10 protein-coding genes are annotated in these 12,833 nt (G+C 65.4%); 5 read left to right on the top strand and 5 right to left on the bottom strand.

Translation table 11 applies throughout. The features are described 5' to 3' along the window. The 3 genes from L1F06_RS22270 (at position 1) to trhP (ending at position 3,878) form a co-directional block, all read left to right on the top strand. Positions 1–1,770, top strand: coding sequence for a sodium:solute symporter family protein (locus tag L1F06_RS22270; RefSeq protein ID WP_004373676.1), 1,770 nt, complete (start codon positions 1–3; stop codon positions 1,768–1,770). A gap of 91 nt (positions 1,771–1,861) precedes the next feature. Then, positions 1,862–2,368, top strand: coding sequence for a hypothetical protein (locus L1F06_RS22265; protein ID WP_096825416.1), 507 nt, complete (start codon positions 1,862–1,864; stop codon positions 2,366–2,368). 202 nt (positions 2,369–2,570) lie between these two features. After that, positions 2,571–3,878, top strand: a complete 1,308-nt coding sequence (trhP, locus tag L1F06_RS22260; RefSeq protein ID WP_129482537.1) for a prephenate-dependent tRNA uridine(34) hydroxylase TrhP — start codon at positions 2,571–2,573, stop codon at positions 3,876–3,878. A gap of 131 nt (positions 3,879–4,009) precedes the next feature. Here trhP and L1F06_RS22255 read toward each other — a convergent pair whose 3' ends face one another. The 3 genes from L1F06_RS22255 to L1F06_RS22245 all read right to left on the bottom strand — a co-directional run bounded on the left by L1F06_RS22255 (position 4,010) and on the right by L1F06_RS22245 (position 8,956). Continuing rightward, positions 4,010–4,711 (bottom strand): 3'-5' exonuclease, encoded by a 702-nt coding sequence (locus L1F06_RS22255; RefSeq protein WP_129482538.1) that lies wholly within the window; start codon positions 4,709–4,711, stop codon positions 4,010–4,012. Continuing rightward, the gene (locus tag L1F06_RS22250; protein ID WP_012019933.1) at positions 4,708–6,639 is read right to left on the bottom strand and encodes a putative nucleotidyltransferase substrate binding domain-containing protein; all 1,932 of its coding nucleotides are present in this window, start codon (positions 6,637–6,639) and stop codon (positions 4,708–4,710) included. Before L1F06_RS22250 ends, L1F06_RS22255 begins: the two co-directional genes overlap by 4 nt. A 139-nt stretch (positions 6,640–6,778) precedes the next feature. Then, a complete protein-coding gene (locus tag L1F06_RS22245; protein WP_129482539.1) occupies positions 6,779–8,956 on the bottom strand; it encodes a malate synthase G in 2,178 nt (725 codons plus the stop codon). A gap of 356 nt (positions 8,957–9,312) precedes the next feature. Here L1F06_RS22245 and L1F06_RS22240 point away from each other — a divergent pair, with 356 nt between their 5' ends. Together L1F06_RS22240 and L1F06_RS22235 are read left to right on the top strand one after the other, a co-directional pair. Further along, positions 9,313–9,762: a GNAT family N-acetyltransferase gene (locus L1F06_RS22240; RefSeq protein WP_004373663.1), complete on the top strand. Its 450-nt coding sequence runs from the start codon at positions 9,313–9,315 to the stop codon at positions 9,760–9,762. 34 nt (positions 9,763–9,796) lie between these two features. Next, positions 9,797–10,315, top strand: coding sequence for a glycine cleavage system transcriptional repressor (locus L1F06_RS22235; RefSeq protein ID WP_004373661.1), 519 nt, complete (start codon positions 9,797–9,799; stop codon positions 10,313–10,315). A 293-nt stretch (positions 10,316–10,608) separates the two neighbouring features. Here L1F06_RS22235 and rarD read toward each other — a convergent pair whose 3' ends face one another. Together rarD and L1F06_RS22225 are read right to left on the bottom strand one after the other, a co-directional pair. Continuing rightward, a complete protein-coding gene (gene rarD / locus L1F06_RS22230) occupies positions 10,609–11,502 on the bottom strand; it encodes an EamA family transporter RarD (RefSeq protein ID WP_004373659.1) in 894 nt (297 codons plus the stop codon). Positions 11,503–11,849: 347 nt separating this feature from the next. Then, positions 11,850–12,824 (bottom strand): serine/threonine protein kinase, encoded by a 975-nt coding sequence (locus tag L1F06_RS22225; RefSeq protein ID WP_129482540.1) that lies wholly within the window; start codon positions 12,822–12,824, stop codon positions 11,850–11,852. Positions 12,825–12,833 lie beyond the last annotated feature (9 nt).

The raw sequence follows: 12,833 nt of genomic DNA, 5'->3' as shown, positions 1-12,833 counted from the left end.
ATGAGCCAATTCGTCATCAACATGTTGTTCGTAGGCGCGTCCTTCGCGCTCTACATCGGCATCGCCATCTGGGCGCGTGCCGGCTCCACCAAAGAGTTCTACGTCGCCGGCGGTGGTGTGCATCCCGTCACCAACGGTATGGCGACCGCTGCCGACTGGATGTCCGCTGCATCCTTCATTTCCATGGCGGGCCTGATCGCCGCCGGTGGTTATGCCAACTCCACCTTCCTCATGGGCTGGACCGGCGGCTACGTGCTGCTGGCGATGCTGCTGGCACCCTACCTGCGCAAGTTCGGCAAGTTCACCGTGCCGGATTTCATCGGCGACCGCTTCTACAGCCGTGGTGCGCGTCTGACGGCGGTGATCTGCCTGGTGATCATCTCCGTGACCTACGTGATCGGTCAGATGGCCGGTGCTGGCGTGGCCTTCTCGCGCTTCCTCGAGGTGAGCAACTCCACCGGTATCTGGATCGCGGCCGGCGTGGTATTCGCCTATGCCGTATTCGGCGGCATGAAGGGCATCACCTACACCCAGGTCGCTCAGTACGTGGTACTGATCGTGGCCTACACCATCCCGGCGATCTTCATCTCCCTGCAGCTGACCGGTAACCCGATTCCGCCGCTGGGCCTGTTCGGTGATCATGTCGAGTCCGGCGTGCCGCTGCTGCAGAAGCTCGATGAAGTGGTACGCGAGCTGGGCTTCTCCGCCTACACCGCCGATGTCAGCAACAAGCTGAACATGGTGCTGTTCACCCTGTCGCTGATGATCGGTACTGCCGGTCTGCCGCACGTGATCATCCGCTTCTTCACCGTGCCGAAGGTTTCCGACGCACGCTGGTCGGCTGGCTGGACCCTGGTGTTCATCGCCCTGCTGTACCTCACCGCTCCGGCAGTCGCCTCGATGGCGCGTCTGAACCTGGTCACCACCATTTATCCGCAGGGCGCTTCTGCCCCGGCGCTGGCCTACGAAGAACGTCCTGAGTGGGTCAAGACCTGGGAACAGACCGGCCTGATCAAGTGGGAAGACAAGAACGGCGACGGCCGTATCCAGATGTACAACGATGCCGCTCCGGCCTTCACCGCTACCGCTCAGGAGCGCGGCTGGAATGGCAACGAGCTGACCGTGAACAACGACATCCTGGTTCTGGCCAACCCGGAGATCGCCAACCTGCCCGGCTGGGTGGTGGGTCTGATCGCTGCCGGTGCCATCGCTGCGGCACTGTCGACGGCGGCGGGTCTGTTGCTGGCGATTTCTTCGGCCATCAGTCATGACCTGATCAAGACCTTGATCAATCCGAAGATCAGCGAGAAGGGGGAAATGCGCGCAGCGCGGATCTCCATGGCGTGTGCGATCCTGCTGGCAACCTACCTGGGTCTGAATCCGCCAGGGTTCGCCGCGCAGGTGGTGGCGCTGGCCTTCGGTATCGCGGCTGCAACCCTGTTCCCGGTGCTGATGATGGGGATCTTCTCCAAGCGCATGAACGACAAGGGCGCGATCTGCGGCATGGTCGCCGGCCTGGTGGTCACCCTGCTGTACATCTTCACCTACCTGGGCTGGTTCTTCATTCCGGAGACCAACATGCTGCCCAATACCCCGGACCAGTGGTTCATGGGTATCTCCCCGGCTTCCTTCGGTTCCGTCGGTGCCCTGATCAACTTCGCCGTGGCTTACGCCGTGTCGATGGTCACTGCCGAACCGCCGCAGGAAATCCAGGATCTGGTGGAAAGCGTACGTACTCCCAAAGGTGCTGGTGCCGCTCTGAGCCACTAAGCATAATCCTGGCCTGACGCCATCGGTCGATGGTCCAGGGTCTTACAGACGGGCCTCCAGTGGAGGCCCGTCTTTTTTCGGGAACACTCATATGTTGTGGACTTTGCTTGCCATCGTGGTGGCGGGGCTCGGCGCCGCCGGTATTGCCCTGCTGCTGCGCAAACTGACGCGCAACAAACTGCCGAAGTGGATCGTGCCGCTGTTCGGCGGTCTGGGGATGCTGGGTTATCAGGTGTTCTACGAGTACTCCTGGTTCGAGCATCAGCAGGCGCGTCAACCCGCGGAATCGGTGGTGGTGGCGACGGAGGCGGGGCATGTGTTCTGGCGTCCGTGGAGCTACTTCGTGCCGATGATCACCGCCTTCACCGTGCTCGACAGCAAGAGCCTGGTCAAACGCGAGCTCGACGGCAACACGGTGGCCGAATTCATGCTCTATCGCTTCGAGAAGCAGCATGTCGATCATGTCGCGCACCAGGCGCATCTGCTCAACTGCGAGAGCGCCGAGCTGCTGCCGCTCGATGCGCAGAAGCAGCCGCAGCTGGCCCAGCTCAAGCGCATCGGCAAGGACGATCCGCTCTACCTGCAGGTGTGCCGCTAGCGCACGCTGAGCGTGGCGGTATCGGTGCGCACGGCGCACCCTACGCAAGATCCGGCGCGTAGGGTGTCGCGGGGCCGTCTAGGCCGCGCGCACCACCTCCCGTCTCGCCCGGGCGCTTTTTTGCGTCCGATAGATCCAGATCAATATCCACTCCTGCCTCCTGCATAGAATCGCCAGCCCCTGATTTTTCGAGCTTGCGGTCATGCCCCGTTTTCCCGAACTGCTGTCGCCTGCCGGCACCCTGAAGAACATGCGCTATGCCTTCGCCTACGGCGCCGATGCGGTGTACGCCGGGCAGCCGCGTTACAGCCTGCGGGTGCGCAACAACGAGTTCGACCACGCCAATCTGGCCCTCGGCATCAAGGAGGCGCACGCGCAGGGCAAGCAGTTCTACGTGGTGGTCAACATCGCCCCGCACAACGCCAAGCTCAGGACCTTCCTCAAGGACCTGGCGCCGGTGATCGAGATGCGTCCCGATGCGCTGATCATGTCCGACCCCGGCTTGATCATGCTGGTGCGCGAGCACTACCCGCAGATGCCGATCCACCTGTCGGTGCAGGCCAATGCGGTGAACTGGGCGAGCGTGCGGTTCTGGCAGCAGCAGGGGCTGAGTCGGGTGATCCTGTCGCGCGAGCTGGCGCTGGAGGAGATCGAGGAGATCCGCCGCGAGGTGCCCGGCATGGAGCTGGAGGTGTTCGTCCACGGCGCCCTGTGCATGGCCTACTCCGGGCGCTGTCTGCTGTCGGGTTACATCAACCGCCGCGACCCCAACCAGGGCACCTGCACCAACGCCTGCCGCTGGCAGTACCAGGCCACCCCGGCCGCCGAGAACGAGCTGGGCGAGATCGTCCGCGTGGTCGAGCCGACCCTGGGTCAGGGTGCGCCGACCGCCCAGGCCTTCGTGCTCGAAGAGGCGGGCCGGCCGGGCGAGGAAATGGCCGCCTTCGAAGACGAGCACGGCACCTACATCATGAACTCCAAGGACCTGCGCGCGGTGCAGCACGTCGAGCGTCTGGTGCGCATGGGCGTGCACTCGCTGAAGATCGAGGGGCGTACCAAGAGCCACTTCTACGTGGCGCGCACGGCGCAGGTCTATCGCCGAGCCATCGACGATGCGCTGGCCGGCAAGCCGTTCGACAGAGGTCTGCTGGACAGTCTCGAGTCATTGGCGCATCGCGGCTACACCGAGGGTTTTCTGCGCCGCCATGTGCATGACGAGTACCAGAACTACCAGCGCGGCAGCTCGGTGTCGGAGCGTCAGCAGTTCGTCGGCGAGCTGACCGGCGAGCGCCGCGGCGAGCTGGCCGAGGTGCGGGTGAAGAACCGCTTCGCTGTCGGTGACGGGCTGGAGCTGATGACGCCGCGGGGCAATCTGCGTTTCAGCCTGGAGCACCTGCAGAATGCACAGGGGCAGGCACAGTCGGTGGCGCCTGGCGATGGCCACGTTCTGTATCTGCCGTTGCCGGCCGATGTGCAGCTGGAATACGGCCTGCTGATGCGCGACCTATAGGTTTTCGCAGGGTGGGCGCCGATCCGTAGGGTGTCGCGGGGCCGCCGAGGCTGTGCGCACCTAGAAGCTGTGAAGAGATCAGGGCCCAGGAGGCGTTGCGCTTGCGCCGTGGCGGTCGAGAGGTGCGCCGGTCACATGGCGTGATGGCGGCGGCGCCGACTGGACAGCTGGCGCTCCAGCTCGCAGAGGCTGTCGATGCCCTGACGACGCGCCTTGCTGAACAGCATCAGCGCCAATTCGGCGGTGACCAGCGCGTCGGCGCTGGCGTTGTGCCGCTGGTGCACCTGCAGGCCGAATTCGGCGACCCACTCGTCCAGCCCGCCCTGGCGAATGCGCGACTGCGGGCACAGCAGCGGAGCGATCTCGGCGACGTCGAAGAAGCTGTGCTGCAGGCGATAGCCCAGGTGCTGCTTGAGCGCGCGGGCCAGCATGCGCTGATCGAACTCGGCATGGAAGGCCAGTACCGGGCTGCTGCCGACGAACTCCATGAAGTCCAGCAGCGCTTCGACGGGCTCCACGCCGCGCGCCACCTCGCTGGGGGCGATGCCGTGAATCAGGGTGCTGGCGCTGGCCTGGTGATCCGGCAGGTGCAGGGTGCGCTCGAACTGCTGAGCCAGGTCGATGGCGCCGTTGTCGATCACCACCGCACCGATCGCCAGCACCTGGTCGCGGCGCATGTTGAGGCCGGTGGTTTCCAGATCGAGCACGACGAAACGCTGCTGATGCAGCGGGCGCTCGTCCATTTCCGCCGGTGTGGCGAGGGTCTGGCGGCGTTCCAGTTGTCGTTGCGTCAGGGCCGGCCCGCGGCCGGTGAACCAGGTGAACTTGCTCATAGCTGATACCTCACGGCCAGGCTGCTTTGCAGTCGCTGGGCCTGGCGGAAGGATTCGCGAAGGATGCGCCGATCCAGCAGGTTCAGACTGTCAGGATCGAGACGATTGGAGTAGGGCTGCTCGTCGCGTGCCTGCAATTGGTGCTGCTGCATGCGGGTCTGCTGGATGAAGTGGTAGGCCTCTTCGTAGGCCGCGCCGTCCTGGGCCTCAATCACGCCCTTGGCGACCAGGGCGCGCAGGCGTTCCAGCGTGCCCACCGCAGAGATGTGATTGGCCAGGGCCAGCAGGCGGGCGCCATCGACGAAGGGGGTCAGGCCCTGCACCTTGAGGTCCAGGGTGTCCTTGTCGGCGCCCGAGCGCGCCACCACGAAGTCGCGGAAACGTCCCACCGGCGGGCGATGGCGCAGGGCGTTCTCGGCCATCATGTGCTGGAACAGGCTGTTGTTGCCGATGCGCCCGAGCAGTTCCTCGCGCAGCTGCTCGCAACCTTCGTCCGGGCCCCAGATCGCGCGCAGATCGAAATAGATGGTGGAGCCCAGCAGGTTCTCCGGCGTGGCCTCGAGCACGAAGCCGGCAAAGCGCCGCGACCATTCCTGGCGCGACAGGCACAGCTCGGGGTTGCTGGCCATGATGTTGCCCTTGCACAGGGTGAAACCGCACTGCGCCAGGCGCTGGTTGATCTCGGCGGCCAGCGGCAGCAGGCGCCCGCGAATGGCAGCGGCCTCGGCAGCATCGGCGGCCTCGAAGAGAATGCCGTTGTCCTGATCGGTATGCAGGGTCTGCTCGCGGCGGCCCTCGCTGCCGAAGCACAGCCAGGTGAAGGGCACCCCGGGGTCGCCCATCTCCTCGATGGTCAGCTCGATCACCCGGCTGACCGTGTGGTCGTTGAGCAGGGTGACGATATGGGTGATCTGCGTCGAGCTGGCGCCGTGGGCCAGCATGCGGTCGACCAGCAGGCGGATGTCGCTGCGCAGCCCGGCCAGGGTCTCCACCTTGCCGGCATGGCGAATGGTGCGCGCCAGGTGCACCAGGTCGACGCGCTGCAGGCTGAACAGGTCGCGCTCGGAGATCACCCCGCAGAGCTTCTCGTGGTCCACCAGGCAGACGTGGGCGATATGCCGCTCGGTCATGGCGATGGCGGCGTCGAAGGCGCTGGCGTCCGGGGGCAGGTGGAAGGGCCTGGGGGTCATCAGGTTGCTGATCGGCTGCGCCAGGTCGGCGCCGTCGGCGACCACGCGGCGCAGGTCGCGCAAGGTGAAGATGCCCAATGGGCGGTTGTCCGGATCGACCACCACGATGCTGCCTACGTGCTGCTCGTGCATCAGTCGCACGGCCTCGCGCAGCGGGGTCTGCGGGGCGCAGCCGATGGGCTGACGCATGGCCAGTTCGCCCAGGCGGGTGTCCAGCGAGTATTGCGCGCCGAGGGTTTCCACCGCGCGCAGCTGCACCTGCTGGTTGACCTGATCGAGCAGGCTGCTGACCCCGCGCAGGGCGAAGTCGCGCAGCGGGTTGGACACGGCGAACAGCTTGACGAAGGCGAGCTTGGTCAGCAGCAGGCAGAAGGTGTCTTCGGCGGCCAGGTGTTCGGTGCGGGTGGCGCGTTCGCCAATCAGCGCGGCCAGCGGGAAGCACTCGCCAACGGTGATCTCGAAGGTGGTTTCGGTGCCGCGCCGCGCGCTGTGCGGGCGCTCGCCGTGCACGCGACCCTGTTTGACGATATAGAAGTGTTCGACCGGGCCGTCGCTCGGCTTGATGATCGAGTCGCCCTCGGCGTAGAAGCGCAGCTGGCAATGCTCGACGAGGAACGCCAGATGGGCGGTGTCCATCTGGTTGAAGGGGGGAAACTTCTGCAGGAACTCCATGGTGCCGTGAATGTTCTGCAGCACCGCGGTCTTGCCCGCATCGGCCATGGCATCGGCCTTGCTCATGGGCTTGCGCCTCGCAGCTTCGGAATGCTTGCAGTGTGGCGCGGATCGGCCACCTTGCCCATTGCACCTAAGTAGGGGGCCCCGCGGAGGGGCAATGAAAAACCGCCCCGTAGGGCGGTTTTCTTGCGGCGGCTGCGAATCAGAGGCCGTTCTTGGCCTTGAACTCGCGACGACGGCGATGCAGCACCGGCTCGGTGTAGCCGTTGGGCTGCTTGGTGCCTTCGACCACCAGCTCCAGCGCGGCCTGGAAGGCGACGTTGTTGTCGAAGTCCGGGGCCAGCGGGCGGTACAGCGGGTCATTGGCGTTCTGACGATCCACCACCGGCGCCATGCGCTTGAGGCTTTCGACCACCTGCGCCTCGCTGACGATGCCGTGGCGCAGCCAGTTGGCCAGCAGCTGGCTGGAGATGCGCAGGGTGGCGCGGTCTTCCATCAGGCCGACGTCGTTGATGTCCGGCACCTTGGAGCAGCCGACGCCCTGGTCGATCCAGCGCACCACGTAGCCGAGGATGCCTTGCGAGTTGTTGTCCAGCTCGTTGCGGATTTCCTCCTCGCTCCAGTTGGTGTCCTTGGCCAGCGGGATGGTCAGGATGTCGTCCACCGAAGCCGGGGTGCGCTTGGCCAGTTCGGCCTGACGGGCGAACACGTCGACCTTGTGGTAGTGCAGGGCGTGCAGGGTGGCGGCGGTCGGCGAGGGGACCCAGGCGGTGTTGGCGCCGGACAGCGGGTGAGCGATCTTCTGCTCGACCATCGCCGCCATCAGGTCCGGCATGGCCCACATGCCCTTGCCGATCTGCGCGCGGCCCTGCAGGCCGGTGGCCAGGCCGACGTCGACGTTGTTGTTCTCGTAGGCGCCGATCCAGGTCTCGCTCTTCATGGCGGCCTTGCGCACCACGGCGCCGGCTTCCATGGAGGTGTGGATCTCGTCACCGGTACGGTCGAGGAAGCCGGTGTTGATAAATACCACGCGCTCGCTGGCGGCCTTGATGCACGCTTTGAGGTTGACGGTGGTGCGGCGCTCTTCGTCCATGATGCCGACCTTCAGGGTGTTGCGGGCCAGGCCCAGCACATCCTCGACGCGGGCGAAGATTTCGCTGGCGAAGGCGACTTCTTCCGGGCCGTGCATCTTCGGCTTGACGATGTACACGCTGCCGGTGCGAGTGTTCTTGCGCGTGGTGTTGCCGATCAGGTTGTGCACCGCGATCAGGCTGGTGAACAGCGCGTCCTGGATGCCTTCGGGAATCTCGTTGCCTTCGGCGTCGAGAATGGCCGGGTTGGTCATCAGGTGACCGACGTTGCGCACGAACAGCAGCGAGCGGCCATGCAGGGTCAGCTCGGAGCCGTCCGGCTGGGTGTAGACGCGGTCCGGGTTCATGGTGCGGGTGAAGGTCTGGCCGCCCTTGGACACTTCCTCGGCCAGGTCGCCCTTCATCAAGCCCAGCCAGTTCTTGTAAACCACCACCTTGTCGTCGGCATCGACCGCCGCGACGGAGTCTTCGCAGTCCATGATGGTGGTCAGCGCCGCTTCCATCAGCACGTCTTTCACGCCGGCGGCGTCGGTGCTGCCGATGGGGCTGGAGGCGTCGATCTGGATTTCGAAGTGCAGGCCGTTGTGCTTGAGCAGCACGGCGATCGGCGCACTGGCCTCGCCCTGGAAGCCGACCAGTTGCGCGTCGTCACGCAGGCCGCTGTTGCTGCCGCCCTTGAGGGCGACGACCAGCTTGCCGCCGACGATGGCATAGCCGGTGGCATCGACGTGCGAGCCGGCCGCCAGCGGCGCGGCCTCGTCGAGGAAGGCGCGGGCGAAGGCGATGACCTTGTCGCCACGCACCTTGTTGTAGCCCTTGCCCTTCTCGGCGCCGCCTTCTTCGCTGATCACGTCAGTGCCGTACAGCGCGTCGTACAGCGAGCCCCAGCGGGCGTTGGAAGCGTTCAGGGCGAAGCGCGCGTTCATCACCGGCACCACCAGCTGCGGGCCGGCCAGGCGGGCGATCTCTTCGTCGACATTGGCAGTGGTGGCCTGGAAGTCTTCCGGCTCCGGCAGCAGGTAGCCGATTTCCTGGAGGAAGGCCTTGTAGGCAGCGGCGTCATGGGCCTGACCCTTGCGCGCCTGGTGCCAGGCATCGATCTGTGCCTGCAGCTCGTCGCGCTTGGCCAGCAGGGCACGGTTCTTCGGTGCCAGGTCCTTGATGACCGCAGCGGCACCGGCCCAGAACTGGTCGGCAGCGATGCCGGTACCGGGAATGGCTTCGTTGTTCACGAAGTCGTACAGGGCTTTGGCGACCTGCAGGCCACCGACTTGAACGCGTTCAGTCATCACTTGCCTCACTATCTGAGCTTTACTCAATCGCCGCTTCGGGCACCTCTGAAAACGACCTGCGGGTCAACGCCTGCGCTTTCAGAGAGGCTCGTCGGAGACGGTCTGGCCGTCTTGTAGTCCGTGGCGCGGCATACTACATCAAGATTCCGGGGAAATGCAGTGGGTGTGCGTCAGACCGCGACCAAAAGACTGATTACGGTCACGAGCAGTACGCGTTGTGTTCAAAAAAGGTCGCTATTGTTTCATAAAAAAAGCAAAAACGTACACGATTAATTGTGCGGGCTACTGACAACGGGCCGAATATGGCCTACGCCACCTTCACCTATACTGCGGCCAAGCCGTTGGAGCCTGTCATGCTGGTATCTGTCGCCGCTACTGCCGATCTTGAAGACCTCACCCGCCTGTTCGCCGGGTACCTGCGTTTCTACGAGGTGCCCAAGGCTGAGACGCAGATCGCCGCCTTTCTCGGCGAGCGCCTGAAACGCGGCGACTCGCAGCTGTTCATCGCGCGTGATGCGCAGGGCGTCGCCCTGGGCTTCGTCCAGCTCTACCCCTTCCAGTCATCGCTGGCCCTTGAACCGGCCTGGCTGCTCAGCGATCTGTATGTGCACGAGTCCGCCCGCCGCCTGGGCGTCGGCGAGGCCCTGATGAACGCGGCGCGCGCCCATGCCGAGGCCAGCGGGGCCTGCGGCCTGCAACTGGAGACGGCGAAAACCAACCTGGCCGGACAGCGCCTGTACGAACGCCTGGGCTATGTGCGCGACGAGCAGTTTCTGACTTACTGGCTGGCACTACAGAATTGAACCCCTAGCACTACATGAATGAGAGAGGCCGTACATGGATCATCTGGTATTGACAGTGATTGCCGCGGATCAGCCCGGCCTGGTGGAGCGTCTGGCCGGCTGCGTCGCCGCGCACGGCGGCAACTGGCTGGAGAGCCGCATGGCGCGCATGGCCGGGCAGTTCGCCGGGATCGTGCGGGTAGACGTGCCGGCCGAGGCGCACGGCGGTCTGATCAAGGATCTGGAAGCGCTGAGTGCCCAGGGCATCCGCGTGCAGCTGGCGGCCAGCGGTAGCGAGCCGGGTGGGCGTTTCACCTCGATTCGTCTGGAGCTGGTGGGCAACGACCGCCCCGGTATCGTGCGCGACATCACCCGCGTGCTGGCCGAGCAGGGCGTCAATCTGGAGAACCTGCTGACCGAAGTGGCCCCGGCGCCGATGAGCGGCGAGCTGCTATTCACCGCCGAAGCGCTGTTGGCCGTGCCGGAGACGCTGCCCCTGGAGCAGCTGCAGACGCGCCTGGAAACCCTGGCCGACGATCTGATGGTGGAGCTGAATCTGCGCGCCGAGGATTGATATCCACGGCAGGCGTGGATCAGCCTGTGGGTAAACTGGGGAGCCCCGGCGCACTGCCTAGTGCCCCGGGGCTTTTCATTGGCTGGCCAAAAATGCAGCAGGATCAAGGGCTTGTGCACAAATGCCGGGGATGGATCTGTGGATAAGCCGGGGGTGACAGGCGCAGCGCCAGGGTTGGCGAGGCCTGGCGCCGGATGGGTGTTTTTTGTTCAGTGAAAGAGAGCCGGTGCGCGCGGCGCACCTACGAGGATGCTCGGCGCGGAATCGTAGGGTGCGCCGTGCGCACCGCCGAGTTAAGCGTTCGAGCGCTTGCGCAGGCTCAGCCAGATATCCAGGCTGTATACAAACAGCCCGGCCCAGATGCAGGCGAAGGCCAGCAGGGTGCTCGGCGAGAAATGTTCGTCGAACAGCAGGATGGCCTGCAGCAGCACCAGGGTCGGGGCCAGGTACTGCAGAAAGCCCAGCGTGGTGTAGGGCAGATGCCGCGCCGCGGCGTTGAAGCACACCAGCGGCACCAGGGTGATGGGGCCGGCCGCCGCCAGCCAGAGCGCCTCGCTGCTGGTCCAGAAGCTCGCCTGGCTGCTCATCGCCGCGGGGTGCAGCACCAGCCAGGCCAGTGCCACCGGCAGCAGCAGCCAGGTTTCCACCACCAGCCCGGGCAGTGCTGCCACCGGCGCCTGCTTGCGGATCAGCCCGTAGAAGCCGAAGGTCAGCGCCAGTACCAGCGACACCCAGGGCAGGCTGCCCACCTGCCAAAGCTGCTGCAGCACGCCCAGCGCGGCCAGGCCGACCGCCAGCCACTGCAGGCGGCGCAGGCGCTCGCCGAGGATCAGCAGGCCGAGCAGCACGTTGATCAGCGGGTTGATGTAGTAGCCCAGGCTGGCCTCGATCATCCGTTCGCTGTTCACCGCCCACACGTACACCAGCCAGTTGGTGGCGATCAGCAGGCCGCAGCCGGCCAGCACCGCCAGGCGTTTGGGGTTGTCGCGCAGCTCGCGCCACCAGCCCGGGTGTTTCCAGACGAGCAGCAGCAGGCCGCCGAACAGCGCCGACCAGAGCACCCGGTGGACGATGATCTCCATCGCCGGGACGCTTTGCAGAGCTTTGAAGTAGAGCGGGAACAGACCCCAGATGATGTAGGCGGTAAGGCCCAGAATGTACCCGCGTTGCGGGTTGGCGGTGGCCATCGGAAATCCTTGGTTAGGCAGCTAACGGTTGCCGCAAGATTCTAGTCCTCTGGCCCCGGCCTTGTCTGTTCGTTCAGGTTTTTCCGCATGCCGAGCGGCCGGCAAAGTCGTAAGGCAAAGTTTACGCAGCGCGCGCAACTGTATCAGTCGACCCAGTACGTAGCCCGGTGCCATCCGGGAACGGCGCCCCGGGTTGCATCCGGGTTACTCCACTGTCGGCGTTGCGGGTCGCCGTCCAGGTAGGGTGCGCCGTGCGCACCAGCCGTTCCGGATACACCTGCTCACCGTTCGGCATCGCCCGCATCGGTGCGCACGGCGCACCCTACATGAGGGATCTAAACGACGCCTCAGAACAGCCGCAGCGGCTCCTCGTCCAGCGCCGCCAGTTGTTCGCGCAGAGAGAGAATCTGGTCGCCCCAGTAGCGTTCGCCGGCGAACCAGGGGAAGGCCAGGGGGAAGGCCGGATCGTCCCAGCGCTTGGCGATCCAGGCGCTGTGGTGCATCAGGCGCAGGGCGCGCAGGCCCTCGATCAGCGGCAGTTCGCGGGCGGCGAAGTCGTGGAATTCCTGATAGCCGTCGACCAGCTCGGCGAGCTGGCCGAGGCGTTCGTGGCGCTCGCCGGCCAGCATCATCCACAGGTCCTGCACCGCCGGGCCCATGCGGCAGTCGTCGAGATCGACCATATGGAAGGCGTCGTCGCGGTGCAGCAGGTTGCCGGGGTGGCAGTCGCCGTGCAGGCGGATCGGCGTGTAGCGCACGCGGGCGAACAGCTCGTCGAGACGGGCGAGCAGGTCGCGCGCCACCGACTCGTAGGCGGGCAGCAGGCTGCGCGGTACGAAGCCGCCGTCGAGCAGGGCGGCCAGCGAGGCGTGGCCGAAGCCGCTGACCGTCAGACTTTCGCGATGCGCGAAGGGGCGGCTGGCGGCGATGGCATGCATGCGCCCGAGCAACTGGCCGAGGCGATACAGCTGGTCGAGATTGCCCGGCTCAGGCGCACGTCCGCCGCGGCGGGGAAACAACGCGAAGCGAAAGCCGCCATGCTCGAACAGCGTTTCGCCATCGCGCAGCAGTGGCGCCACCACCGGCACTTCGTGTTCGGCCAGCTCGAGGCTGAAGGTGTGCTCTTCACGGATCGCCGCATCGCTCCAGCGGTCCGGGCGATAGAACTTGGCGATCAGCGGCGTTTCGTCCTCGATGCCCACCTGATAGACGCGGTTCTCGTAGCTGTTGAGTGCCAATACGCGGGCGTCGCTGAGATAGCCGAGGCTCTCCACGGCATCGAGCACCAGATCCGGGGTGAGGGTGGAGAAGGGGTGGCTCATGAGCGGCTC

This window comes from Pseudomonas hydrolytica, assembly GCF_021495345.1.
In the GTDB taxonomy this organism is placed as follows: Bacteria; Pseudomonadota; Gammaproteobacteria; order Pseudomonadales; family Pseudomonadaceae; genus Aquipseudomonas; species Aquipseudomonas hydrolytica.
The sequence above is the reverse complement of the archived record's forward strand: the minus strand, read 5'-3'. Positions and strand labels throughout refer to the sequence as shown.